Here is a 24279-nt window from a genome sequence, read left to right on the forward strand (position 1 = left end):
TTTATTTCCTTAAGACTAGTTATTCTCTTATATAAAAGAATATATTTAGTAGTTACCCTGAATATTGCATGCGTATGATTATATTTTTCTATCATTTAGAATTAGAATGAGCCTATAAAGAGTTTGCAATGCACTATACTATAGGAGGAATTAGAAATGAGCATATTAGCAATAGTTTTATTACTATTAGTGGGTGTCGTAGCATATTTAAATATAGCAGAAATGGTCATGATCGATCTTTATTTCACTAGCTTTAATATCCCAGTATGGTTGCTTATTGTCGGTACGCTTTTAATAGGTATGGTCATAGCAGGATTGTTAGCAAGTTCTGTGATTGCACGTAACAAGAAAGTTTTAAAAGATAAAGAAGAAGAGATGGACCGAGCTGAGGCAGAAAGAAAAGAATCCGTTGATAAAGTGAAACAAGACGCAGAAACTCAGATCGAATTGCAGAAAAAAGAAGCTGAAATACAACGACTAAATGCAAAGTTATCTCAAGACCAAAGTGGCAATAGAGCTGTTCCAGTGAAAGAAACCAAGGTAGAAGTACCTGAAGATAATCATACTTGGGTAGAGACGCGTGAAGAAGACCATCAAACTAGAACTAAAAAGAATCCAAGATAACTAAAAAGTATCACAAGCTTATCATTGTTGACCAACTGTGATAAGCTTGTTTTTTATGCTTGCTGTTCTTAAGTCTACTTGTTATCGCTTCTCGACATTAATGGAAGTACTTTTTTGCTCTTAAGCTATTTAAAAAGGGGCGCCGCTGATTCGATTCTAACAATTACTATTATAAATAAAGATTCAAAAAAGGCAGTAATGTTCTCATTGAGAAAACGTTACTGCCTTTTGATGTATAACCATTTTTTACAAGAAAAATTAATTGAGGTCTAGTAAAAATGCATAGCTCGCTGAACCTTCATCCCATTGTGCCAAAATCTCAAAGACAAATTCTCCTTCTATCGAAGAAATATCGCCATCCCGAACACTTTCAACCGTCCCATCTTCCTTCCAGATTTTTATTGAATAGTGGGTTGGTTGTTCTTCAAAGTCTAGTTCGAGCGGTGTACGAGCATCTATAGATGTAGGCTGACTCAGTTTGACGAGTTCTGGCGGACTATCGCTATCGGCTTCTATTCCCTGACCATTTTCTATACTCCAACTGTATGTACCAAGTATCGGTTCAATGACTGCGTCCCCAGCATGAATGGTTAATTCTGGAGGTTTAATATCAGAGGGATCTAAAGAAACAAAGGATAAACTAGTCTCACTAGCTTGCTTCGTATTTTCGGTATCATCAACTTCTCCATTTGTATCGGAACAGCCACCGACTGTTAGAAAAACAACGAATGATAGTGAAGAAAATAATAATTTGATTTTCATAGTATGTATTTCCCTCCAATTATTTGAAATCATCAAGCGGTAAAAGATCATCAGTGTATAGACTGTTAATTGGGTATTGAACAACGTAACTATAGCATACTAGTTTGTAAAAATCTTACTTTATAGTTGTCTAAAAAAGTATAAGTTGTATCATTTTTTTAACAGAAGATAGAGGATATGAGTTGTTAATGAAACAGATAATTGTTATGTTTTTTATAGGAAATCGTACAAACTACCATCACTTTTTTGTAAAAACATTCTATTGCAACGAAAGGAAGAATACGTAATGAGAAAATTACTTTTATTCAGTACATCGATTTTACTGTTAGCAGCTTGCGGTAATACTGAAACCGATGAAACAAATGAAATAGAAAGTGAAGAAACCTCTGAAATAGTCGAATCAAACCAAGATCAAGAAGAAGCGGATGCTGATACAGAGGATGCAGAAAATGGTGAAGAGTCTTCAGAGAATTTAGATACTGAACCATCAGATGAATCAAACCAAGAAGAAAATGAAATGACAGAAGAAGAAGCTGAAGAGCTCGTTATTACTTATATAAACGAACAAGATGGGCCCACAGAAGCCGAGTCTTACAATTTCGGTATGAAGGATGAAGGGGAGGTTTACACTGCTTCGATGTATACCTCTGTATCTACAGATGAAACAAAAGGAGCACCGATCATTTCAATGCATGAAATCAACAAAACAACGAGTGAAGTAAAAAAATAGAGGTAGGGCCTCATGAACCGAATACAATCAGTGAAATTGCCTCTATGGGTAAAGAAGAAAGAAAAGCGCATCACCAAGAATTGGTTGCCGAAGGAGAAAGTATAGACGAAAGCGTCTTAGAACAATTGATGCTTCCAGGCGTTCATGAGAATACTACGTTTTATGAAGGAAGGATAAATGCTGGAGATACTGTGGAACTTTCTCTCGCCACTGCGGATACACCACCGGAATATGAAGAGTTAGCATTTTCTCCGGATATAGATACGGAAGGGTACTTTACCATTAGTCTCAATCAATATGATTTAAGTAATAAATCCGTTTTGCGCTTCTTCATCAAAGGAGACTATCCAAGCGAGCAAATCTTTGATATTCCAATATTTGAAGCACAAGAAGGAATGGAAAATATTGGCGTGAGAGAGTAATAGCGTTAGTACGCTTGGCTTTTTCTTTAAGTTATATCTAGACATATCATGAGTTATTTCCGTTTAATAGAGCATTGACATTTTATTTAACGAAATTATAGAATAGTATTTCAATGCTTTTTAAGGGGGGGAGAACTGATGGAAAGAGTCACAATCGTAGGACCTTCAGGTTCTGGAAAATCTACGCTAGCTAAACGATTAGGGAAGAGATTTGGTCTGCTAGTTTTCCATATGGATCAATTGTTTTTTGATCCGGGTTGGATAGAAAAGTCCAAAGAAGCATTACTGGAAGAGACAAAACAGATTCTGGATGAGAATGAGCACTGGGTTATAGAAGGGAATTATGGGAAAACACTACCTTCTAGATTATCGAAAAGCACGAATGTATTCTTTCTTGATTATCCGCGCCGAATTTATACTTATAGAGTTTTGAAACGATTAGTACAAACTTACGGGAAAGTTCGAGAAGATATGGCACCGGGGTGTCCAGAAAGAATCGATTTACCATTTTTAAAATATGTTTGGGATTTTAAGACACGGAGACGGGATAAATTACTAAAGCTTGTTCAATCAGAATTACCGAGTAACTGCAAACTAGTTATTTTTAAGCATCCAAAAGAATGTGAGCGGTATTTAGAAAATGAAATTAACGTTTATTCTAATTAATCTGTATTTAAATGATGACTCTTTTACGTAGACAAAAAAAGCTAGAACAGAAATCACTTTCGATTCCTGTTCTAGCTTTTAGTGTACGTTAACCCATTTCAAATCAAGATTTAGGTTTTAATAAATCAAATAAAGCCTCATGATCAATATCGTATTCTTTATAAATGTCAGATATCAAGCGTTCTACGAGCTTAAGAGCGGCCTCGTACTTTTCAATACCACTATCCGTTATAGATAGAAGGACATCGCGACGATCTCCATGAATGTTTTGTTCTTTTATAACACCACATTTTTTGGAACCCATATTAGTAATCAACCTCGACATCGCACTTTGGCTAAGTCCTACAAAGTCAATTAAGTCTTGGATTCTAACGATTTGATCGTCTGAAGTATTGTAAAAATACATCAAAACGAAAAACTCGTTTAATGTTAAATCATGCTCTTTTTTTAATTCTTTTTTACATATAGCTTCTGTTTTAGAATGAAGTTGATGGACTAATAACCAACTGTCCATTGTACGGTTAGGTTGAACCATGGTATCTCTTCCTTCATGATATATTAATCATTATTATATCATAAATAAAAGCGGAGTCATGCTACATTGTTAATTCTTTGAAACGAGAGCCGCCTTTTGGCTGTTCCTTGATATTTAACCAGCCAGCAGGAGATTGGATATATTCAACAATTTTGGCAGGAAGAACGAGGTCATCTAATTTTTTCAAACTAATTTCAGTACGGATTTCATCTAGACGATCCGTTCTCACTTTTTCTAACCAGTCTGGTTCCATAATAAGTGCGCGTCCAATAGCAACAAGCGGGATACCCATTTCCATCATGTCTAGTGCATCATCAGGATGCAAGACTTTACCAACACCGATTAATGGAATAGCGTCTTCTAGATGTTCTTTGATCAGTTTCAAGACAGGCGTTTTATTAGCTGTATCACGAATAGATGTTTTTTTATAGTCTCCAAGTGACACGTGGATATAGTCTACTTTAGTTTCACTGATTTTTTGCATCAATTTAAGAGTATCACTAAGTGTGATTCCTGGATTTTCTAGTTCTTCCGGTGATAGTCGGTATCCGATGACAAATGGGTTTTCAGCGTATTGTTCGACCATTTTTTCTGTGATTTTGATGATTTCCATCGGAAAGGTCATTCTTTTTTCTATATTTCCGCCCCATTGATCTTCTCTACGATTTGAGTGTGGAGAAAAGAATTGCTGAATCAGATAAGTGTTTGCTCCATGGATTTCAATACCATCAAATCCGGCTTGAATGGCTCTTCTTACAGATTCTCCAAAAGCAGTTACGGCATCACTAACTTCTTCATCTGACAATGCTCTTGGTGTTTCAGCAGCAGGTCGATTTGATGGTACTGCACTTGCACTAACGGGTTGTTCACCTTTTAATGTTGCAGCAGATCCCATTCTTCCAACGTGAAAAATTTGTAAAATCGCTTTTGCTCCATCTTTTTTTACAGTATTAGCAAGTTTTCTAAGACCCTCGATTTGAGTGTCAGAACTTACACCTAATGAACCGGAGAAGCGACCGTTTTCCAAGAATTGTGCACAGGATGTAATGATCATTCCGGCACTTTTCGAGTGTCTTGCGAAATAATTCAATTCATCTGTAGTCACCATTCCATTTTCAAATGATGATTCTGAAGTCATTGGCGCCACAACAATTCTGTTATCAATCGAAACCCCAGATTTAAATGTAAATGATTCAAATAATTGATCGTATTGATTCGAACTCATAACGTAATCCTCCTAAAAAATATATGCATTCACATACATATATTTACACATATCATAATTAAAGTCAATCCAAGTGACACGAATGGTTTTTTAACAACATAGATCTAGTATAAAAAGTAGTCATTTAAGTTTTCAAAAATTCAAATGACTACTTTAATTATATCTATTTCATTAATCAAATGAATCGGTCATTGATTCATCTATATAGTTGTCCATGATAGACAGATCCTTGTGCATATTTTGAGACAGGATCTTACTGTACTCGTTACCGTCAATATCTCGGATGATGGAGTCGCTTAGCTTTTTGAATCGTTGGCTATAGCCATTGGCGGTAACAACATAGAAGTCACTGTCTAATTCGATATTCAAATCAGAGTACTGTTTTGTACCATCTTCAATACCTTTTTCAAGTAATTCTTTTGTGCCGGGTAATGGTTCACCATTATCTTCGGCGGTATTAGATCTCAAGGGTCTGCTAGAATCGCGCATGTTATAAATAGCAATACTATTATGATCAAATGAGAGAAAAGATTGGTTTACTTCTTTAGAAGGAGAGTAGTTCAGTTCCCAAGAAGATTCGATTAGGTCTTTGGGACTCAGTCCGCTGTCGTTCACGATTGCGTTTTGGCGACTTTGTACAAAATGCATCAAGACAAATCCAAAGACGACAACCAATGAAGCAGCTAGTATAACATTCGTGACTTTTCGTCGTTCACTTTTTCTGACTTTTTTTGAAATATCTTCTACTATCGTAGAATCTTCTTTCAACAGTTCGTCCAAAGCAATGGTATAAAATTGACTAATCTTAACCAACATATCCAAATCAGGATAGGTTCTACCAACTTCCCAGCTAGATACCGTTTGTCTAGATACATGTAGGTGCTCTGCCAGTTCTTTTTGAGAAAGATTTGCTTCCTGCCTTTTTTCTTTAAGATGTTCTCCAATTGTCATCTAATCTTCCACCTTTCGTTGGTTTTATTGTAACGGATGAGAAGGATGTATAGCTACTACTAAAAAACAAAGAAGTCTCAGAAACCCTATAGGTACGGGATGCTACAATTTGTTGCACAAATATTAGTGCACTTTTCATCCTCTTTTAGACTTTATTTCAGTGCACGAAATTGGTCAGTCTGATTTTTAATATCTACTATAATTTCTAACCGTCCTGTTTTAATGTATATCTTAATTATTACTTGATTTTAGTTTTTATCCTATTTTAGCTACTTTTATTTCCTTTATTCATTTTTCTATTTTTACCATTTATAAATTACAACTATATAAACTTAAGGTTTAGTTATATTTTTAATTAAATAGTTATATTTTCGGTCGGTTATATAAACACAAACAATCTTCATAGATTCTTTATGTTCGTCTGATAGACTGTTAAATGATTGAAGTGCGGTGACGGTTGTTATTTTCAAAGTTTAACTTAACACGTATCGTTCTATTAAAATGGGTTTAAGGAGTTTTATAAATGTCTAAAAAAAGAAATGCTCGTAAAAGGGGCAGTCGTAAATTGAATAAGAAAAGAACAGGTTTTGTTCTACTGTTCGTGGTTCCGCTGTTTATGCTTTTAGCGGGTGGGGCTGCTTATGCAGCGAACTTATTCAAAACAACCGAGAATGTGCTCGAATCTTCTTATCAAGAAATTGAACGATCGGAGCCGGTTGAGAAAGTCGATCCGATTGAAGAGCCGATATCGATTTTGTTGATGGGGATTGACGATGATGATGAGAGAGGGCTTGGATCTGCAAGGGCGGATTCGATTATCTATGCGACGGTGAATCCTGAAACACATCAATTGGATATGGTTTCGATCCCTAGAGATACTTACGTTCCAATCATGAACAAGGGCGAAGAAGTGAAGATGGATCGGATTAACACGGCCTATGCTATTGGAGAAGAAAATGCAATGGTAGAAACTGTAGAGTCGTTTTTAGATTTACCGGTTAATTATTATGCTACTTTTGACTTTCGTTCGTTTTTAGATGTGATTGATGCTCTTGGAGGTATAGAAGTTGATGTCCCGGTCGATATTGTAGAAATGGATTCTAAAGATAATAGCCAGGCTGTCACACTTGAAAAAGGTCTACAGACATTAGACGGCGAACAAGCGTTAGCTTTAGCCAGAACGCGAAAAATTGATGATGATGTTGCTCGTGGTCGAAGACAGCAATTAGTGATTGAATCTGTCATCAACAAAGCGACTGATTTGGGTTCCATTACAAAGTACAATGATATTTTAAGAGGTATCGGTTCAAATATGAAAACGAATATGAAAATGAGTGAGATCAAAAGTGTCCTGCAGACGGGACTGAATGAGTCGTTTGATACAGAATCTCATGTATTTGGATGGACGAGCTTTAGAAATGCTGGAAGAGACCTTGTGAAAATCGAACCGAATAGTTATGAAGATATTCAACAATCCTTATCTGAGTCATTAGAGTTAGAAGAACAAACGATTAATGATATTCCTGATGGCATTGAAGCTCAAGATGTTCTCGGTGAATCAGAAGATGATGGTCGATACAGTAAAGATTATCCACAAACGGACTTGAAGAAGCGGAGTGGATCGGCGCTAGCTGATTCCGATAGCTATGAATAAAGGCGCTCGAAATCTAGAATCAGGTGTAGAAGAAACGGTATCTGTTCATCTGCTTTACCGAAGAATCAAATATCTTCTGTTCTTCTTAGTCGTCTTGTTAGGGATATCGGGTTATCGATATTGGGTTGGTGCAATCGAACCATTAGACGAAACGAGTACAGAACAAATTATTGTGCAGATTGACAGAGGTCAGTCTCGCGCTGATATTGCAAGAAAACTAGAGAGGAAAGGCGTGATCAAAAGCGCCTTTGTCTTCAATTATTATGCAAGATTTACGAGTGATCGCATATTCGTTGCAGGAGAATATGTGTTCTCTCCAGCGCAATCGCTTGCTTTCATATTAGATGAAATGCAAAAATAATATAACTTAAAATAAAACCATTTAAAAATAAAATGTTTAAATGGTTTTAAATTTTTGAAAATATTTATTGCCATACTCAATTGTTTAGAAAAAGGTGGAAATAGGTATCTGATATTCCTTTTTAAATAGGTGCATTCATCCTATAAAAAAAGCCAAGTGCTCATCGGCACTTGGCTTTTTCGTCGTTTATTGAGCGTATAACGCTTTGATTTGATCTTGTACAGTTTTGTTTTCTAGGAATTCGTCATAAGTTGTTTCTGAGCGGTCAACGACTCCATTAGGTGTAATTTCAATGATACGATTAGCCAAAGTCTGAATAAATTGGTGGTCATGCGATCCAAAGAGAATAGCGCCCTTGAAGTCGATCAATCCATTATTCAGTGCAGTAATAGACTCTAAATCCAAGTGATTTGTAGGATCATCCATTACAAGTACATTTGACTTACTTAACATCATTTTAGACAGCATACAACGGACTTTTTCTCCTCCGGAAAGGACAGATACTTGTTTCAATACTTCTTCTCCTGAAAATAACATTCTGCCTAAGAAACTGCGCAAGAAAGTATTGTCATTTTCTTCTTTAGAAGCATATTGACGAAGCCAGTCTAAAACAGTTGAACTACTGTTGTTGAATTCAGCAGATGTATCTTTTGGTAAATAAGATTGAGAAGTAGTGACACCCCACTGGAATGATCCGGTATCAGGTTCCATTTCGCCCATGATGATTCTAAAAAGTGTTGTGATAGCTACGTCATTCAAACTTGTGAAGGCAACTTTGTCGTCTCTACCTAAGTTGAATGAAACATTATCCAAAACTTTTTTACCATCGATCGTTTTGGAAAGGTTTTCTACGCGCAGAAGATCATTTCCAATTTCGCGCTCTGGACTAAATCCAACAAATGGATAACGTCTAGAAGAAGGTTGGATATCATCTAGAGTGATTTTATCTAGCATTTTTTTACGAGAAGTTGCTTGTTTTGATTTAGAAGCATTTGCACTAAACCGAGCAATAAAATCCTGAAGTTCTTTGATTTTTTCTTCTTTTTTGCTATTAGAATCTGCAGCAAGTTTAGAAGCTAATTGACTAGACTCTAACCAAAAATCGTAATTACCAACGAATAATTTGATTTTACCAAAATCGACATCAACCATGTGCGTACAAACTTTATTTAGGAAGTGACGGTCATGGGAAACAACGATAACAGTGTTATCAAAGTTGATCAAGAAATCTTCTAGCCACTTGATTGATTGCGCGTCTAAACCGTTGGTAGGCTCATCAAGTAACAATACATCAGGATCTCCAAATAAAGTCTGAGCAAGTAGGGCTTTAACGTGTTGTCCACCTGTCAGTTCGCTCATTTTTTGATTGTGCAAAGCTTCAGGAATACCCAACCCCTTTAAAAGAGTCATCGCTTCAGGTTCAGCTTCCCAACCATTTAATTCAGCGAATTCACCTTCAAGTTCAGCAGCGCGAATACCGTCTTCATCTGAGAAATCGGCTTTTGTATAAATCGCATCTTTTTCCTGCATGATTTCATATAAGCGTTTGTGTCCCATAATAACTGTATCGATAACAGTTTGTTCTTCAAAGTCATAGTGGTTTTGTTTTAAAACAGCCATACGTTTATCAGCTGGAAGAGAGACATTTCCAGAAGTTGGAGAAATTTCTCCAGAGAGTATTTTTAGGAAGGTAGATTTACCAGCACCGTTTGCACCGATAACACCGTAGCAATTGTCATTGTTAAATTGTAGATTCACGTCGTCAAATAGTTTTCTATCTGAAAAGTTCAAACTTACATCTGTTACTGTGATCATTTAATGATAGCCTCGTTTCTTTTTGATCTTTACCGTAATAAGGCGAAATATGCCCATTACGTTCTATTATACGTCATTTTAAAAATAATGCATTGTTTATGAGAGTGGAAAAAGAAAAAAAGTCTATTTTTTTAAAACTGTCACAATTTATCTGTTGTGTACAATTAGATTGTTTAAAAAAAGACGAATTTGTGCATAAGTGATACTATTCTGTGTAAAACTATCGAACGAGTAAACTAGTTTTGTAAAATTTTTTATTGAGTCTAGCTATGAACAAAAGGAATTTAAGTTATTCCTAATTCGTATTAAATGACATTTAACTATTTTGAACTTATAATAATCTTACTTTCAATTTTTGACGCCCGTAAAATCTTGTATTCTTGGGCAACAATATGGAAAAGTCTAAGAAGATAGAGGAGTCGTTTAAAAATGATGGAGAGTGTAAGTGTTGAAAAAAGTGGTTTGCAAGATGAATTGATTGTAAATGCACTAGAACAAAATATTGCGATTATTCGCTTTGATACAAATAGAAGAGTGACTTATGTAAATGATAATTTTGCAAATGTTTTAGGGTATCATAAAGAAGAACTATACGGAAAAGAACATAGATTGTTCTGTTTCCCTGAATTTGTAAATAGTCCTGCTTATGAAGAACTATGGGCGAATTTATTGAATGGTGTTAGTTTTCAAGATAAAATTGTTCGACGTAATGTACATGCGCAAGAAGTATGGTTAGAGGCGACTTATTTCCCAATCTACAATTCGGATCATACAGAAGTTATTGGGGTCGCAAAAGTAGCAACAGACATTACCGAGAGACAAAAAAATATCGAAACCGTTACAACAGATTTGCTAGATATGTCTAGTAAACTGACTGAGTCTTCTCAAAAAGGTATCAATAAAGGTCGAGAACTATTAACGGGAAGCAAAGAAATGATTGATTTGTCAACAGTTAGTACAAGCAATCTGAGTGAGCTACAACATAAAAATAAATCTATTCAGAGTATCGTTGAAACCATTCAAGATATTGCTTCAAATACAAATTTGCTGGCCATTAATGCGTCGATTGAAGCAGCGCATGCAGGAGATTATGGACGCGGGTTTGGCGTCATCGCTCAGGAAGTGAAGAATCTTTCTCAAAAAGTATCGGAATCTGCTAATACGATTGGCGAAGATATTTTAGCCGTTACTAACAATATTGACCTAGTTGTAGATGGAAATAATCAGTTAAAAGATCACATTTTGATGAGTGAAAAACAAATTGATGGAACCATCACGGAATTTAATCGAATCGATTCGGAGTCTCAGAATCTACAGAAACAAGCCGGTAAATTAGAAACGATTATTTAAGGAGTCAAAAAAGATTTTGTTGTGTCCTCTATATTTTATCGATAAGTCTTAATACTATCTTCATCTCTATCTTGTAGACTAAACTGATAGAAAATAGATAAAGAGGTGGGCGTGATCTGATGGGAAACTATAGAGAGATTTTGACTAAGCAGCGAGCTTTCTATGAATCTGGCACAACCAAAACACTGGAATTTAGATTAGAATCGTTAAAAAGATTAAGAGAAGCCTTAGCTTCGAACGAGCAAAAACTGACAGATGCTTTGAAAAAAGATTTAAATAAATCAGCTTTCGAAACCTACTCGTCAGAAATTGGGATCGTCCTTCAAGAAATCAGATTCATCATACAAAATTTAAAAAAGTGGACTAAACCAAAGCGGGTTAAGACAGCCTTCACTCATACAGGTTCCAAAGGCGTTATTTATTCTGACCCCTATGGAGTTGCACTGATTATCGGTCCTTGGAATTATCCGATTCAACTTATCTTATCTCCTTTGATTGGAGCGATTGCTGGCGGTAATTGTGCAGTAATTAAGCCCTCTGAATTGACTCCTGAGACTTCAAGAGTACTTTCAGAAATGATTTCAGATTGTTATCCAGCAGAGTATATTACCGTTGTTCAGGGAGATGCTGACATAACGAAAGAACTGCTATATGAAAATTTTGATTATCTTTTCTTTACAGGTAGTGTACCTGTAGGGAAAATTGTTATGGAAGCAGCGGCGAAGCACCTAACGCCGGTCACTTTGGAGTTGGGCGGAAAAAGTCCCGGGGTTGTTCACGAAGATGCAGACTTAAAACTGGCGGCTAAGAGAATCGCCTGGGGAAAATTTATGAATGCTGGACAGACTTGTGTGGCACCAGACTATTTGTATGTGCACAAGAGTATCAAACAAGCTTTCCTTGAACAAGTAATCAAAGAAACGCAAGCTCTTTACGGAGCAGAACCAATCGAAAACGAGCAATACACGCATATTGTGAATCAGAAACACTTTAATAGACTAAAGGGCTACTTGAAAGAAGGACAGCTTGTCTATGGAGGGAAGAATAGAGGAGAAGTGTTAGTGATTGAACCGACGATTCTTGAAAAAGTGACTTTTGATGATACAGTCATGCAAGAAGAAATCTTTGGACCAATACTTCCAATCTTAGAATATACGGATATAAATGAAGTCATCAAAGGTGTTAAACAAAATCCCAATCCACTAGCACTCTACTTGTTTACAGAAAATAAACAGATTGAGAATAAGATTATTGGTTCTCTTTCGTTTGGTGGAGGTTGCATCAATGATACGATTTTCCATATCGTTACACCCTATCTTCCTTTCGGTGGAGTTGGAACGAGTGGGATGGGCACCTATCATGGGAAAAGCAGTTTCGATACGTTCACGCATCAAAAAAGTCTGTTAAAGCAAACAACCAAATTTGATAATCCTTTTAGATATCCCAATGCTAAAAAAGGGATGGATATCATCAAAAAAATCATGAGATAGAAAAAATAGGCAATCCTAAATGATATTAGGGGTGCCTATTTTTTTAAGATTCTTTTTCAAATCCAAGCAAAATGCCTCGGACGTACTTGATGGTAAGGTATCCTAAATAGAGTTCTAGAGAAAAAGCTAGTAGATAAATCCACCATTCATTTAACTCTATAAACATCGGTGTAGCGTACATTAAAAGTAGAAGGGGCAGAGCAAATAGAATCAGCGCTACAATCAAACGAATAGAAGGATGGATTTTTTTATTCTTGAAAAAATGCCGAGTCATCGAAGTTACTAAAAAGTATACAAATTCTAACACCATTTCAAATAGATCGAACACCCTGATCGCTCCCAATCTTAAGTTAGTTAGGTATAGTATATTAGAAAAAGAAGCCGATGGATAGTACAATCAAAACAATGATTGGAGCAGGTATTTTTCTAGTAATCAGTAGTAATACAGTGGTGATCGTAATCAGAAGATTATCCCAACTCAAGCCACTTTGTTGAGTCAATAAGACAGCCGCTATTGCTATCAGTCCGCCGGCTACGGCAGCAACACCTTTCAAAGCGATTTTAAATCCTTTAATATTTTTGATCGATGCCCACATGGGATAAACAAAGTAGATCAACAGTAGACCGGGAAGGAAAATGCCAATTCCACCAGCAACAGCACCTAAAACTTGTAGAAAAGCAGAGTCTGCTTGAACAGATAAGCCGCCTGCGTAAGCACTGAAGCTGAACATGGGACCGGGGATGCCTTGAACTAAGCCGTAACCCGTTAGGAACTCTTGGCTGCTCATCAACTGATTGACTTCTACAAGTTCGCTATACATAACAGGAATGACGACTTGGCCACCCCCAAAGACAAGATAGCCATAACGGTAGAAACGTTCGAAAATTTGAATCAGTTCATTTTGAAAAACCGTAGCGAGAATCAAAGAACCGCCTGTGAAAAATAAAAATAAAGCTAGATAACCATAAGGCGGTTTGAGTGCAACGCGGTTCCATAATTGCTTTTCTTTTGAAGCAAAAACACTGACTAGGCCGCCGGTGGTCAATACTAAAGGGAAAATCCAAGGATCTCTTATAAAGTAGGTTGTTACAGCACCGAAAACGAGTAAGCCTAAAGTGAGTTTATCTTTGATGACTTTTTTACCGATACGGTAAGAAGCTACAATAATGAAACCAACAGCCATTGGACCAATATAACGTAAAATATCAGTGGAGATATCTTGCATATCTAAAAACTGATACAAAAAAGATAGTATCGTCATAATCACTAATGCTGGAAATGCCCAAACAAGCATGGTCAAAAAAGCCAGTAAGGGACCTCCGGTTTTGTGACCAATCGCAACGATTGTCTGCGTGCTGCTCGGTCCAGGAAGGAAACTGCATAAGGCAATTAATTCAACCAGTTCTTCTTCAGTGAGATATCGTTTCTTTGTGACGAGTTGGTCGGTGAGAACGCTATAATGTGCTTCGGGTCCACCGAACGCTCCCAGAGAACAGATGAAAATATCTGTTAGAAAAGTTTTCCAAGTAATCGAAGAATTTTTTAAAGTTTGCTGCATGATTTAAGCTCCTTATTGTCAGTATATTGTACAGTCTCTTCAAAGATACAATAAATAGAAAGACATATCTATGCTTGAAGAGAAATTTACAAACTTTACAATTCTCTAGTTGAAATTTGAAAATTCAATTGATATGATTACTTCATCAAAATAATTTGATTAAGGAGATAAGCGATGTCTCATATTAAAACGACAAAAATCGATTTACCGGATGTAACGATTTATGCGAAACAATTCAAAGCACTATCCGATCCTATCCGACTATCCGTTTTACACTTACTAGCAATGAATGGAAAGTCTTGCGTTTGTGATTTAGAAGAATTACTTGATCTACCGCAGTCCAAACTGTCCTATCATTTAAAAATCTTATTAAATGCTGAATTGATCCAGAAAGAAATTTCAAAAACATGGAGTTATTATTGGGTAGATGAAAACAAAACAAATGAATTATTATCTGATCAGTTCTGTTACTTTTTAAAATCTGCAGAGGAAGATTGCTGCTAAAAGGAGATTAAATCTATGAAAATCGTTATTATCGGTTCAGTTGCTGCGGGAACCTCTGTAGCTGCAAAAGCAAGAAGAAATGATGAAACAGCTGAAATCGTTGTTTATGAAGAAGGTCAGGATATTTCCTATTCAGTTTGTGGGATGCCTTATTTTCTTGGTGGCGAAGTAGAGACGATCGATGAATTGATTCCAAGGGATGCTAAGTGGTTCAAAAAACGTTTTGAATTTGATATTCATACAAATCATCGTGTCACGGCTATTCATCCAGATTCTAAAGTGATTGAAGTACAAAATAAAGAAACTGGGCATACAAAAAAAGAGTCTTACGATAAGTTGGTTCTGGCAACTGGATCCTACTCGCTGACGCCACCACCATTTAATCTAGCAACATACAACAACGTTTTTCATGTAAAAACGATGGACAATACGAAACGAATTGATCAGTATATGCAAGAAAATAGCGTCAAGCATGCGGCGATTATTGGTTCAGGATTTATCGGATTAGAAATGGCGGAGCAACTAACTCAAAAAGGAATAAAAGTTTCAATGATTGAATTAGCCAAGCAAGTATTTCCTAAAATCGACGCAGATATGTCGTATCATCTCGAAGAGAAGCTAAAGGAAAACAATGTGGATCTTTATTTAGGAGATAAAGTGGATAAGTTAGAAGGTGTTCAGGAAGTCACGAAACTACAGACTGTAAACGGAGTCGTCCTTTCTGTGGATCTTGTCATTCTTGCAGTTGGCGTCAGACCCAATACGTCACTAGCGGAAGCTGCTGGTATTCAGTTAGGAGAAACTGGAGCGATAAAGGTCAATTCAGTTATGCAGACATCAGAAGAAGCCGTTTACGCTGTTGGAGACGTTGCAGAAAGTTACCATTTAATTACTGAACAATCCATTTATCATCCATTAGGTTCCACAGCGAATAAGATGGGAAGGGTCGTCGGAGATCATCTTACGGGTGGTTCATTATCTTTTAAAGGAACGCTTGGAACAGGGATTTTCAGATTATTCGACCTAACTGTTGGTTATACAGGGTTGTCTATAGAAGAAGCTCGGGATGCAGGGTTTGATCCGATTGTGATTCATAACATCAAACCAGCTCATGCAACGTACCTTGGCGGTGAAAATCTTTTGATTAAAGGCGTGGCTGACAGGAAGACGGGAAGGGTGCTAGGTGCACAAATTGTTGGCCCAGAAGGTGTCGACAAGAGAATCGACGTTCTTGCCACAGCCATTACATTTAAAGCGAAATCCGAAGATTTGTTCCATTTAGATTTAGCCTATGCGCCGCCATTCAGTACGACAAAAGATCCCATTCACTATACAGGCATGGTACTTGAAAATGCTCGTCACTCACTTCCGATCGTTACGCCAGAAAAATTAATGGATGATTTAAACAATCAAAAGCCTATTCAAATTATAGATGTTCGCTCCAAGTCAGCATATGACAAAGCGCATGTTGAACAAGCCGTTCATCTACCAATGCCGGAATTGCGCAAAGGCGCGTCAAAGCTTGATAAAAAAAGATCTACAGTCGTCTATTGTAATAAAGGTGTGACAAGTAATACCGCTCAAAATGTACTGTTAAATCTAGGGTTTGAAGAGGTTTATGTGCTATCAGGTGGTCATACGAATTATCAGTATTATAAAAAGAGTATTAAAGATTAATCAATTGGCTCATCTTCGTACATCTCTAACTGATTCAGTAGAAGACGTGCGAAGATAGCAATTTTTTTAAAAAATTCATCAAAAAAAATTGATAAAGCAAACTGGAGGAAGCAATGAGTAAAGTAGCAAAGAAAGATATTAGTGTGTTTGAAAGATATTTAACTGTGTGGGTGTTATTGTGTATGGCAATAGGGATTTTAATTGGGCAATTTTTCCCTCAGATTCCAGATTTATTAAGTCGATTTGAGTACTATCAAGTGTCCGTCCCAACTGCGATACTAATCTGGATCATGATTTTTCCGATGATGCTTAAAATTGATTTCGCCAGTATCTTAAATGCGACTAAGAAGCCTAAGGGGCTTTTATTGACGACAACGGTCAACTGGTTAATCAAACCGTTCACGATGTTTTTTATCGCATCTTTTTTCTTCTTAATAGTATTCAACGGACTAATTGAAAGTGATTTAGCGAGAGAATACATTGCAGGAGCAGTCTTGCTTGGAGCAGCACCGTGTACAGCAATGGTATTTGTATGGAGTAAACTGACAAATGGAGATCCTGCGTATACATTGGTTCAAGTTTCTGTTAATGATATCATCATTTTGGTGCTCTTTGCTCCAATCGTTGCACTACTACTTGGTGTAGGAAATGTAGTTGTACCTTGGAATACATTGCTGCTATCCACCGTGTTATTTGTAGTCGTTCCTCTAGTGCTAGGAATTGTGGTTAGAAAACTTATGGTTAAGAATAAAGGGAAAGAGTACTTTGAGAAGACGTTCATTAGTAAATTCGATCGAGTAACGATGGCGGGGTTATTATTGACATTGATTATCATTTTTTCTTTTCAAGGTGAACGAATTGTTCAAAATCCGGTACATATAGTACTGATTTCAATCCCTTTGATTATACAGACATTACTTATTTTTGGAGTAACTTATTTTGGGGCATATGCTTGTAAATTGCCATACAATATTGCAGCACCTTCAGCGATGATAGGGGCTAGTAATTTCTTCGAACTATCTGTAGCAGTTGCGATTTCTTTGTTCGGTCTCAATTCTGGTGCTACATTAGCTACGGTAGTTGGCGTTCTCGTAGAAGTTCCGGTTATGTTAATGCTCGTAAAAGTAGCAAATCAAACACAGAACTGGTTTGATTTTAACAAGTAAAATAAAGCGTGAAGAACAGATAAGGCTTCGGTCGGATTTGTTCTTTTTGTGTACCTTAGATTAAGAATCCAGTAGAATAAGGATAGAACTATTCAGTAAATGAGCATCAACAAGTTTAGAAAAGAGGTAGAAAATGAGTATTGTATACAAAGAGACAAAAGTTATACAGAAAGATAAAGTTAGAGAATTATACTTAGACGCTGGGTGGATGGCCTATACTGAAAAAGGGAACATCATTAATTCAATCATACCGAACGCGCTGCAAGTGATTTCTGCTTGGGAGGGAGAGGAACTTGTAGGATTAATCAGAACAGTTGGAGATGGTGTTTATATTATGTACATTCAAGATATCTTGGTGAAAAAAGCGTATCAAGGTAGAGGGATTGGAAGTCATCTGTTACAAACGGTGTTATCGGGTAATAAACAGATTCCTCAAAAAGTATTAATGACGGAAGATACGGAAAAGACGATTAAATTTTATGAGAAAAATGGGTTTACAAAGGTGAACGGAAAAGAAACCGGTGTTGCCTTTTCCAGATATGATCGTTAAATCTATAAAATCATAAAGTATAGGCATCTTTCCTTAGAAAGATGCCTATACCAATTTGTAATATATACACTAATATTCGTCAAGGGCACTTAAACTTCTGTTAAAGTCAGGGGTTCTTTTACTTTGAGTAACATATCGTAATGAGCAATGTTCTCGTCGTAATATATATCGGAAATGATTTCGAACCCAAATGATTCGTAAAAGTCCTTCAAGTAAGCTTCTGCTTGAATCTGAACTTCTCTTTTAGGATAACGAACGGAAATGTAATTTAAGGCGACTTTAAGTAGCTCTCTTCCGTTTCCGATTCCTCTGGAATGCTCAGGTACAAGAACACGACCTAGCCAAATTTTTTTATCTTTATAGTAGATTCGACAATAAGCATTGATGGTATCTTTACATCGTTTAACCAAATGGGTAGCTTGTAGATCGACATCGTCCACTTCTTGAAAAGCGGCTCCCTGTTCTACAACGAAAACCTTGGTACGTTCTCTTAAAATCGAATGAAGCTCTTTAGCGCTTAATTCCTCTAATTGTTTAAACTGCCACATATGATTAAAGTAATCCTCCTAGTCGATGACGAGCTCTTTAAGCTGCGCACCTTCAGTAAATGAGAAGTTATCCGCCTCTCGCGAAATGATGTTCTTCCTGTACAGTATACATAAAATAATAGGATTCTCAAATGTCATTTTAAAGGGGCTGTTTTGGAAACGAATTAAGCTAGATAAATGGCGTGAAAACGGCATAAATTAGAGAAAAGTTATACTATATTACTTATGAATAAGAAGTGATAGCTTGCGGTATGATCTAGGAGATTAATTATCTGAAGTAAAAAGGAGGAAAGCGAGCAAGGTGTTCTTAACTGACGAAAAAAATAAAAGAACTGAAAATTTTTATATACAACAAAAGAGTCTGAACTTTTCAGTTCAGACTCTTTTAAGGGTCGCGAGTATAAAGTTGAGAGGCATTATACTCGCTAGGGTAGAGGTATTTATCATGCTACGAATCGACTTATATCGGCTTTAAGCAAGGAGAAAAAATAGATAGGAGTCAAGCCGTCGATTTCATAACTTGTCACTAATTGTACTACAAAAGAAAACGGTTTTTAAATTATAGTCATATAATGTTAAAACTTGTTAAGAAAGGGGAACAAGCTATACCAATTTGATCTTTTTGTTCCCTTTTAAGAGTTATCCGTAAAGAATACGTAAAGGGATCAAGCTAAAAAAGCTCGAACTTCTTCCTCTAAGCGTTGCTTTAAAGTGTCTTCTTCTATAACTTCGAGTATATTCGTTCCTTTACGGATCCAATTTTCTCCACTAGAATCTCCAGACTGGATTAATGAGACGCCTTTTCTGGTGTAACAAACGGCAAGCATGTCATGTTTCTTTAATTCTTTTGCATCGAGAATTAAATTCTCTAAAGAAGTTAAAGCTTCGCTATATTGATGGTTATCGATTAATAAGTAAACGAGATTAAACTGAAAATTGAATCTTAAATCATTACTAGCTCTATAACCTTCGTACTTATCTAATTGAGTGACCGCTCTACCTGATATGTGGATGGCTGAGTCAGCATTAAAAAAATACAAGATGTTATTTACTAAATAAATTTCAGTGAGTCTCCAGTCATCAAAGCGTTCAAGACGATCCCAGACAGGTTGGACATATTTTCTAGCAAGCCGGATATCGTGAGTTTGAGCAAAGACAATTAATCCTGTATAAATTGCTTCTATGTCTTTAATAACGGGGTCTTCATTGTATTTCAAGTAGTGAGAAACTTCGTCTTTCAATTTCTCTAATTCCTTAGGGTTATTGTAACTTTGAGAAATAAAGGCATAAACGAGCGAACCTTTTTTTGAATGGCTGTAGTTTCCTTGAATGAATAGAAATTCTTCCACTGTCATTTCAAGACGATCTAAGATTGCGAACAATTTTGGAGCAGAAGGTTCGGTTTCTTCTCGCTCGATTTTAGAATAAGTGGATTGACGCATGATGCCTTGAGCAACTTGCTTTTGAGTATACCCTTTTGATTCTCGTATCTTTCGAAGTAGCTTTCCGGATAGTTGATTAAAAGGTGCTTGGTTCTCTTCGAAATGATCCATATTTACCCTCTTTTATAAATTTCTGTTTATTAAAATTATACTATTTATTGGGTTAGTTTACCATATGGTGATGCATTTTAGCTATTTGAAATAGGGGTAAATGTGCATATAGATATCTCGTTTATTTTGTAAGATTGTTTAACCAAGTGATTAGATAAGGTAGAACGCTTTTTCAAAGAGAATCAAAGGGAGTCACTGAATTTTGATAATGATTGAATTCTGTACAGAAGTGTGTCTGATTTTTTGCGGTTTTTATGAAACAATTATCCTCAAAGCATTGTATTCATAAGGGATTTAGTATAAAGTGAAGAGAGTGATTTTGTGAAACAAATAGCTGTTTCACGAGTCAATATAAAAGGAGTTTTGGTTATGAATCCAGAAGAATTTAGAGCCGAGTTAGAACGTCGTGGTTTGCCAATCACTGACGAAAAAATGACTCAATTCAAACTTTATTTAGAACTACTTCAAGAATGGAATAAAAAAATCAATCTGACTGCCATTACAGAGCAAGAAGAAGTGTATCTAAAACATTTCTACGACTCTTTGACAGCTGGACTTTATGTAGATTTTAGTAAAGGGGTCCACAGCTTATGCGATGTAGGCTCAGGTGCTGGTTTTCCCAGTATCCCCCTCAAAATTCTTTATCCAGAATTATCGATCACAATCGTAGATTCATTGAAAAAAAGAATCAACTTTTTAGAAGTTGTCGTAGATGCACTGAACTTAACGGGTGTAGAGCTCTTGCATGACCGCGCCGAAACATTTGGCCAGAACAAACAGTATAGAGCAACTTATGATTTTGTAACCGCTAGAGCTGTTGCTAGAATGAGTGTGCTTGCTGAATTATGTTTGCCACTTGTTAAAAAAGGTGGATCCTTTATTGCGATGAAAGCAGCACACGCGCCTGAAGAATTAAAAGATGCGGAAAAAGCCATTGCTACACTCGGTGGGAAAATCCGAAAAGACTTTGCTTTTGAGTTGCCACGCGAAGCAGGCGAAAGACACATTATTATGATCGACAAAAAGAAAGAAACACCAAACAAATACCCTAGAAAACCTGGAACACCAAACAAGACCCCATTATAATTAGAAAATGAAAGTCTGGAGGATTCAAATGGCGCAGATTATTGCCGTTGCGAACCAAAAGGGTGGTGTAGGTAAAACAACTACGACTGTCAATTTGGGTGCATCACTTGCTTATGCAGGAAAGAAAATATTATTGATTGATATGGACGCACAAGGAAATGCTACAAGTGGATTAGGCATTCGTAAAGGAGAAGTTGATAGAGATATTTATGATGTTTTAATCAACGAAGTACCTCTTGAAGAAGTGATTTTGCCGACTAGTAGAGAAAATCTTTCTATTGTACCTGCTACAATCCAACTCGCAGGAGCAGAAGTCGAACTAACGAGTCTTATGGCTAGGGAAACACGACTGAAAAGAGCCATTGAGACCATTGATGAAGGTTATGACTATGTATTGATTGATTGCCCGCCATCTTTGGGTCACTTGACGATCAATGCTTTTACAGCGAGTGATTCTGTCTTGATACCGGTTCAGTGTGAATACTATGCGCTCGAAGGATTAAGTCAGTTACTGAATACCGTTCGTCTTGTTCAAAAACATTTTAATAAAGAACTGAAAGTAGAAGGCGTACTCTTGACGATGCTAGATGCAAGAACAAACCTTGGATTCGAAGTCGTTAACGAAGTGAAGAAATATTTCCGCGAAAAAGTTTATAACACCATCATCCCAAGAAACGTTCGCTTGTCCGAAGCACCAAGTTATGGACTTTCGATCATTGACTATGATTTAAGGTCGAAAGGTGCAGAAGTCTACCAAGAGTTAGCGAAGGAAGTGATGACGAATGGTAAATAAGAAAAAAGGACTAGGCCGTGGAATCGACGCATTATTTGATGTGCCTGATTTTGAAAAAGAAGTGAATCGTGATGACGAACGTGTAGAATTGATTGCACTTGATGAAATTCGTCCGAATCCCTATCAGCCCAGAAGACATTTTGACGAAGCAGCATTGAATGAACTTGCAAGTTCTATCGAAGTATCTGGTGTACTTCAACCCATCATCTTGAGAAAATCTTCCGTAAAAGGATATGAAATTATAGCGGGAGAACGTCGTTTTAGAGCATCCAAGATAGCTGGTAAAGAGACGGTTCCAGCGATTATTCGTGAACTAGATGAAGAAGTCATGATGCAGGTTGCGATACTTGAAAACTTGCAAAGGGAAGATCTGACATCACTTGAAGAAGCGGAAGCTTATAATATGATGATGGAAAAATTGTCTATGACTCAAGAAAAAGTAGCCGAAAAACTAGGCAAAAGCCGTTCTTACATCGCCAATCATTTAAGACTACTAACATTACCGATAGAAGTGAAAAATCTTCTTCAGGAAAACAAATTGTCTAATGGACAAGCGAGAACCTTGCTAGGTCTTAAAGATAAGAAAAAACTAACAAAGCTTGCAAGACGTACGGTCAAAGAAGGCCTTACAGTAAGGCAGTTAGAACTTCTGGTAGCGGAAGCCAATCAAAAGCCTAAAACAGAGCCTAGCGCAAAAGTAGAAGTAGATAAATCTATTTACATCAAACGTTCAGAAGAATTGTTAACAGATAAGTTCGGGACGAGCGTAGTGATAAGAGAAAAAGGTAAAAAAGGTAAGATTGAAATTGAGTATGTCTCTCAAGATGATTTGAATCGGATATTAGAAGATTTAAATATTGATTTTGATTGATTCAGGAGGCAAAAGCAAATGGATAAAGCATACGAACTGAATGATATCGTTGAAATGAAGAAAAAGCATCCTTGCGGTGTGAACCGTTGGGCCATTATTAGAATGGGCGCAGATATTCGTGTAAAATGTGAGGGATGCGGCCAGTTAGTATTAATGCCTAGACGAGAGTTCGAAAGAAAAATGAAAAAGATTCTAGTTAAAGCAGATGCAACTGAATCTTAGTTATTCTATAAAATAGCTACACTAAAAATTATGAGGAAAAGAAAGGTGAATACAAAGAATGCCTTTAACAGCAGGAATCGTCGGTTTACCAAACGTCGGAAAATCGACATTATTTAATGCCATTACAAAAGCGGGGGTTGAAGCAGCAAATTATCCATTTGCGACCATTGACCCTAACGTAGGAATCGTAGAAGTACCAGATCGTAGACTAGACAGATTAAAAGAACTCGTCAATCCTAAAAAAGTCGTTCCGACTACTTTTGAATTCACAGATATTGCAGGTATTGTAAAAGGTGCCAGTAAAGGGGAAGGACTAGGAAACAAATTTCTAGCCAACATCCGTGAAGTAGACGCGATTTGTCACGTTGTGCGTTGTTTTGAAGATGAAAATATTACGCATGTATCTGGATCCGTAAATCCAGCTGATGATATCGAAACCATCAACTTGGAACTTGCACTTGCAGACTTAGATGCGGTAGAAAAACGCTATGATCGCGTTAAAAGACAAGCTAAATCTAAAGACAAAGAGTCCATGGAAATGGTAGCTGTTTTAGAAAAAATCATACCTGTTTTAGAAGAAGGTAAACCAGTTAGAATGCTTTCATTTACACCAGAAGAGTTGCCGATTGTGAAATCACTATTCTTGTTAACAAGTAAACCTGTTTTATATGTAGCCAATGTTGCAGAAGAAGACATTGCGGATGCAAAGGGTAACGCATACTTGGAGACAGTGAAAAGTATTGCAGCTGAAGAGGGAGCAGAAGTTGTCACTATTTCTGCGGCGATTGAAGAAGAAATTGCAGAACTAGACGATGAAGAAAAAGCGATGTTTTTAGAAGATCTTGGTGTAGAAGAGCCTGGATTAGATAAATTGATTCGTTCTTCTTACGACTTGCTCGGACTTGCGACATTCTTTACTGCAGGTGAACAAGAAGTGCGTGCGTGGACTTTCCGTAAAGGGATGAAAGCTCCCCAAACAGCTGGCGTCATTCATAGTGACTTCGAGCATGGATTTATTCGTGCTGAAACAATCGCCTACGCTGACTACGACGCTTTAGGAAGCGAAAAAGCAGCAAGAGAAGCGGGTAAATTGCGTTCAGAAGGAAAAGAATATGTCGTACAAGATGGAGATGTCATTCTTTTCAGATTCAACGTATAAGAATGC

Annotated in this window: 26 protein-coding genes; 17 read left to right on the forward strand and 9 right to left on the reverse strand. The window is 36.8% G+C overall.

Translation table 11 applies throughout. The annotated features are described in order from the left end of the window. The first annotated feature begins 156 nt into the window (after positions 1-156). Entirely contained in the window at positions 157-624 is a 468-nt protein-coding gene (locus tag VXN63_RS06650; protein ID WP_327757236.1) for a LapA family protein, read from the forward strand. Positions 625-882: 258 nt separating this feature from the next. On the opposite strand, the gene VXN63_RS06655 is transcribed toward VXN63_RS06650, so the two are convergent. Next, entirely contained in the window at positions 883-1386 is a 504-nt protein-coding gene (locus VXN63_RS06655) for a hypothetical protein (RefSeq protein ID WP_327757237.1), read from the reverse strand. A 286-nt stretch (positions 1387-1672) separates the two neighbouring features. On the opposite strand from VXN63_RS06655, the gene VXN63_RS06660 reads away from it, so the two are divergent. The 3 genes from VXN63_RS06660 (at position 1673) to VXN63_RS06670 (ending at position 3204) form a co-directional block, all read left to right on the forward strand. After that, positions 1673-2116 carry a hypothetical protein gene (locus VXN63_RS06660; protein ID WP_327757238.1) on the forward strand — a complete coding sequence of 148 codons (444 nt, stop codon included), beginning with the start codon at positions 1673-1675 and terminating at the stop codon, positions 2114-2116. A 44-nt stretch (positions 2117-2160) separates the two neighbouring features. Further along, positions 2161-2538 (forward strand): hypothetical protein, encoded by a 378-nt coding sequence (locus VXN63_RS06665; protein WP_327757239.1) that lies wholly within the window; start codon positions 2161-2163, stop codon positions 2536-2538. A 138-nt stretch (positions 2539-2676) separates the two neighbouring features. Next, positions 2677-3204 carry a topology modulation protein gene (locus VXN63_RS06670; protein WP_327757240.1) on the forward strand — a complete coding sequence of 176 codons (528 nt, stop codon included), beginning with the start codon at positions 2677-2679 and terminating at the stop codon, positions 3202-3204. Positions 3205-3307: 103 nt separating this feature from the next. Here VXN63_RS06670 and VXN63_RS06675 read toward each other — a convergent pair whose 3' ends face one another. The 3 genes from VXN63_RS06675 to VXN63_RS06685 all read right to left on the reverse strand — a co-directional run bounded on the left by VXN63_RS06675 (position 3308) and on the right by VXN63_RS06685 (position 5915). Continuing rightward, entirely contained in the window at positions 3308-3739 is a 432-nt protein-coding gene (locus tag VXN63_RS06675; RefSeq protein ID WP_327757241.1) for a MarR family winged helix-turn-helix transcriptional regulator, read from the reverse strand. A 61-nt stretch (positions 3740-3800) separates the two neighbouring features. Then, positions 3801-4964 (reverse strand): NADH-dependent flavin oxidoreductase, encoded by a 1164-nt coding sequence (locus VXN63_RS06680; RefSeq protein ID WP_327757242.1) that lies wholly within the window; start codon positions 4962-4964, stop codon positions 3801-3803. Positions 4965-5135: 171 nt separating this feature from the next. Next, positions 5136-5915, reverse strand: a complete 780-nt coding sequence (locus VXN63_RS06685; RefSeq protein WP_327757243.1) for a helix-turn-helix transcriptional regulator — start codon at positions 5913-5915, stop codon at positions 5136-5138. Between the two features lie 523 nt (positions 5916-6438). Here VXN63_RS06685 and VXN63_RS06690 point away from each other — a divergent pair. Beyond that, positions 6439-7569 carry an LCP family protein gene (locus tag VXN63_RS06690; RefSeq protein WP_327757244.1) on the forward strand — a complete coding sequence of 377 codons (1131 nt, stop codon included), beginning with the start codon at positions 6439-6441 and terminating at the stop codon, positions 7567-7569. Continuing rightward, complete coding sequence (locus VXN63_RS06695; protein ID WP_327757245.1) at positions 7562-7930, forward strand: endolytic transglycosylase MltG; 369 nt, start codon at positions 7562-7564, stop codon at positions 7928-7930. Before VXN63_RS06690 ends, VXN63_RS06695 begins: the two co-directional genes overlap by 8 nt. A gap of 186 nt (positions 7931-8116) precedes the next feature. On the opposite strand, the gene VXN63_RS06700 is transcribed toward VXN63_RS06695, so the two are convergent. Further along, a complete protein-coding gene (locus VXN63_RS06700; RefSeq protein ID WP_327757246.1) occupies positions 8117-9745 on the reverse strand; it encodes an ABC-F family ATP-binding cassette domain-containing protein in 1629 nt (542 codons plus the stop codon). A gap of 429 nt (positions 9746-10174) precedes the next feature. Here VXN63_RS06700 and VXN63_RS06705 point away from each other — a divergent pair, with 429 nt between their 5' ends. Beyond that, positions 10175-11095, forward strand: a complete 921-nt coding sequence (locus tag VXN63_RS06705; RefSeq protein WP_327757247.1) for a methyl-accepting chemotaxis protein — start codon at positions 10175-10177, stop codon at positions 11093-11095. Positions 11096-11214: 119 nt separating this feature from the next. Then, entirely contained in the window at positions 11215-12585 is a 1371-nt protein-coding gene (locus VXN63_RS06710) for an aldehyde dehydrogenase (protein WP_327757248.1), read from the forward strand. Between the two features lie 43 nt (positions 12586-12628). On the opposite strand, the gene VXN63_RS06715 is transcribed toward VXN63_RS06710, so the two are convergent. Continuing rightward, on the reverse strand, positions 12629-12913 hold the full coding sequence (locus tag VXN63_RS06715; RefSeq protein WP_327757250.1) for a hypothetical protein: 285 nt from the start codon (positions 12911-12913) through the stop codon (positions 12629-12631). Between the two features lie 40 nt (positions 12914-12953). Beyond that, the gene (gene chrA, locus VXN63_RS06720) at positions 12954-14144 is read right to left on the reverse strand and encodes a chromate efflux transporter (RefSeq protein WP_327757251.1); all 1191 of its coding nucleotides are present in this window, start codon (positions 14142-14144) and stop codon (positions 12954-12956) included. 174 nt (positions 14145-14318) lie between these two features. Here chrA and VXN63_RS06725 point away from each other — a divergent pair, with 174 nt between their 5' ends. The 4 genes from VXN63_RS06725 (at position 14319) to VXN63_RS06740 (ending at position 18041) form a co-directional block, all read left to right on the forward strand. After that, positions 14319-14648 carry an ArsR/SmtB family transcription factor gene (locus VXN63_RS06725; protein WP_327757252.1) on the forward strand — a complete coding sequence of 110 codons (330 nt, stop codon included), beginning with the start codon at positions 14319-14321 and terminating at the stop codon, positions 14646-14648. Positions 14649-14663: 15 nt separating this feature from the next. Next, positions 14664-16325 (forward strand): FAD-dependent oxidoreductase, encoded by a 1662-nt coding sequence (locus VXN63_RS06730; protein ID WP_327757253.1) that lies wholly within the window; start codon positions 14664-14666, stop codon positions 16323-16325. 113 nt (positions 16326-16438) lie between these two features. Then, complete coding sequence (gene arsB, locus VXN63_RS06735) at positions 16439-17491, forward strand: ACR3 family arsenite efflux transporter (protein WP_327757254.1); 1053 nt, start codon at positions 16439-16441, stop codon at positions 17489-17491. Positions 17492-17624: 133 nt separating this feature from the next. After that, positions 17625-18041, forward strand: coding sequence for a GNAT family N-acetyltransferase (locus VXN63_RS06740; protein WP_327757255.1), 417 nt, complete (start codon positions 17625-17627; stop codon positions 18039-18041). Between the two features lie 89 nt (positions 18042-18130). On the opposite strand, the gene VXN63_RS06745 is transcribed toward VXN63_RS06740, so the two are convergent. Together VXN63_RS06745 and VXN63_RS06750 are read right to left on the reverse strand one after the other, a co-directional pair. Beyond that, positions 18131-18589 carry a GNAT family N-acetyltransferase gene (locus tag VXN63_RS06745; protein ID WP_327757256.1) on the reverse strand — a complete coding sequence of 153 codons (459 nt, stop codon included), beginning with the start codon at positions 18587-18589 and terminating at the stop codon, positions 18131-18133. A 665-nt stretch (positions 18590-19254) separates the two neighbouring features. Further along, complete coding sequence (locus VXN63_RS06750) at positions 19255-20142, reverse strand: helix-turn-helix domain-containing protein (RefSeq protein WP_327757257.1); 888 nt, start codon at positions 20140-20142, stop codon at positions 19255-19257. A gap of 369 nt (positions 20143-20511) precedes the next feature. Here VXN63_RS06750 and rsmG point away from each other — a divergent pair, with 369 nt between their 5' ends. From rsmG to ychF, 5 genes are read left to right on the forward strand one after another with little or no spacing between them, the layout of a single operon-like run. Next, complete coding sequence (rsmG, locus tag VXN63_RS06755) at positions 20512-21228, forward strand: 16S rRNA (guanine(527)-N(7))-methyltransferase RsmG (protein WP_327757258.1); 717 nt, start codon at positions 20512-20514, stop codon at positions 21226-21228. Between the two features lie 28 nt (positions 21229-21256). Beyond that, positions 21257-22021, forward strand: coding sequence for a ParA family protein (locus VXN63_RS06760; protein WP_327757259.1), 765 nt, complete (start codon positions 21257-21259; stop codon positions 22019-22021). Next, positions 22011-22892 carry a ParB/RepB/Spo0J family partition protein gene (locus VXN63_RS06765; RefSeq protein ID WP_225742964.1) on the forward strand — a complete coding sequence of 294 codons (882 nt, stop codon included), beginning with the start codon at positions 22011-22013 and terminating at the stop codon, positions 22890-22892. The genes VXN63_RS06760 and VXN63_RS06765 overlap by 11 nt, the downstream gene beginning before the upstream one ends. 18 nt (positions 22893-22910) lie before the next feature. Beyond that, on the forward strand, positions 22911-23114 hold the full coding sequence (locus VXN63_RS06770) for a DUF951 domain-containing protein (protein WP_327757260.1): 204 nt from the start codon (positions 22911-22913) through the stop codon (positions 23112-23114). 58 nt (positions 23115-23172) lie between these two features. Continuing rightward, the gene (gene ychF / locus VXN63_RS06775; protein WP_327757261.1) at positions 23173-24273 is read left to right on the forward strand and encodes a redox-regulated ATPase YchF; all 1101 of its coding nucleotides are present in this window, start codon (positions 23173-23175) and stop codon (positions 24271-24273) included. Positions 24274-24279: the final 6 nt, after the last annotated feature.

The sequence above is a fragment of the Marinilactibacillus sp. XAAS-LB27 genome (assembly GCF_036039175.1).
Taxonomy (GTDB): Bacteria; Bacillota; Bacilli; order Lactobacillales; family Carnobacteriaceae_A; genus Marinilactibacillus.

Coding starts and splice junctions, on each gene's coding strand:
- VXN63_RS06770 (WP_327757260.1), top strand. CDS start 22,911: ATGGATAAAGCATACGAACTGAATGATATCGTTGAAATGAAGAAAAAG.
- VXN63_RS06655 (WP_327757237.1), bottom strand. CDS start 1,386: ATGAAAATCAAATTATTATTTTCTTCACTATCATTCGTTGTTTTTCTA.
- VXN63_RS06725 (WP_327757252.1), top strand. CDS start 14,319: ATGTCTCATATTAAAACGACAAAAATCGATTTACCGGATGTAACGATT.
- VXN63_RS06660 (WP_327757238.1), top strand. CDS start 1,673: ATGAGAAAATTACTTTTATTCAGTACATCGATTTTACTGTTAGCAGCT.
- VXN63_RS06710 (WP_327757248.1), top strand. CDS start 11,215: ATGGGAAACTATAGAGAGATTTTGACTAAGCAGCGAGCTTTCTATGAA.
- VXN63_RS06665 (WP_327757239.1), top strand. CDS start 2,161: ATGGGTAAAGAAGAAAGAAAAGCGCATCACCAAGAATTGGTTGCCGAA.
- VXN63_RS06675 (WP_327757241.1), bottom strand. CDS start 3,739: ATGGTTCAACCTAACCGTACAATGGACAGTTGGTTATTAGTCCATCAA.
- VXN63_RS06695 (WP_327757245.1), top strand. CDS start 7,562: ATGAATAAAGGCGCTCGAAATCTAGAATCAGGTGTAGAAGAAACGGTA.
- ychF (WP_327757261.1), top strand. CDS start 23,173: ATGCCTTTAACAGCAGGAATCGTCGGTTTACCAAACGTCGGAAAATCG.
- rsmG (WP_327757258.1), top strand. CDS start 20,512: ATGAATCCAGAAGAATTTAGAGCCGAGTTAGAACGTCGTGGTTTGCCA.
- VXN63_RS06705 (WP_327757247.1), top strand. CDS start 10,175: ATGATGGAGAGTGTAAGTGTTGAAAAAAGTGGTTTGCAAGATGAATTG.
- arsB (WP_327757254.1), top strand. CDS start 16,439: ATGAGTAAAGTAGCAAAGAAAGATATTAGTGTGTTTGAAAGATATTTA.
- VXN63_RS06685 (WP_327757243.1), bottom strand. CDS start 5,915: ATGACAATTGGAGAACATCTTAAAGAAAAAAGGCAGGAAGCAAATCTT.
- VXN63_RS06765 (WP_225742964.1), top strand. CDS start 22,011: ATGGTAAATAAGAAAAAAGGACTAGGCCGTGGAATCGACGCATTATTT.
- VXN63_RS06740 (WP_327757255.1), top strand. CDS start 17,625: ATGAGTATTGTATACAAAGAGACAAAAGTTATACAGAAAGATAAAGTT.
- chrA (WP_327757251.1), bottom strand. CDS start 14,144: ATGCAGCAAACTTTAAAAAATTCTTCGATTACTTGGAAAACTTTTCTA.
- VXN63_RS06745 (WP_327757256.1), bottom strand. CDS start 18,589: ATGTGGCAGTTTAAACAATTAGAGGAATTAAGCGCTAAAGAGCTTCAT.
- VXN63_RS06760 (WP_327757259.1), top strand. CDS start 21,257: ATGGCGCAGATTATTGCCGTTGCGAACCAAAAGGGTGGTGTAGGTAAA.
- VXN63_RS06700 (WP_327757246.1), bottom strand. CDS start 9,745: ATGATCACAGTAACAGATGTAAGTTTGAACTTTTCAGATAGAAAACTA.
- VXN63_RS06670 (WP_327757240.1), top strand. CDS start 2,677: ATGGAAAGAGTCACAATCGTAGGACCTTCAGGTTCTGGAAAATCTACG.
- VXN63_RS06690 (WP_327757244.1), top strand. CDS start 6,439: ATGTCTAAAAAAAGAAATGCTCGTAAAAGGGGCAGTCGTAAATTGAAT.
- VXN63_RS06650 (WP_327757236.1), top strand. CDS start 157: ATGAGCATATTAGCAATAGTTTTATTACTATTAGTGGGTGTCGTAGCA.
- VXN63_RS06680 (WP_327757242.1), bottom strand. CDS start 4,964: ATGAGTTCGAATCAATACGATCAATTATTTGAATCATTTACATTTAAA.
- VXN63_RS06750 (WP_327757257.1), bottom strand. CDS start 20,142: ATGGATCATTTCGAAGAGAACCAAGCACCTTTTAATCAACTATCCGGA.
- VXN63_RS06730 (WP_327757253.1), top strand. CDS start 14,664: ATGAAAATCGTTATTATCGGTTCAGTTGCTGCGGGAACCTCTGTAGCT.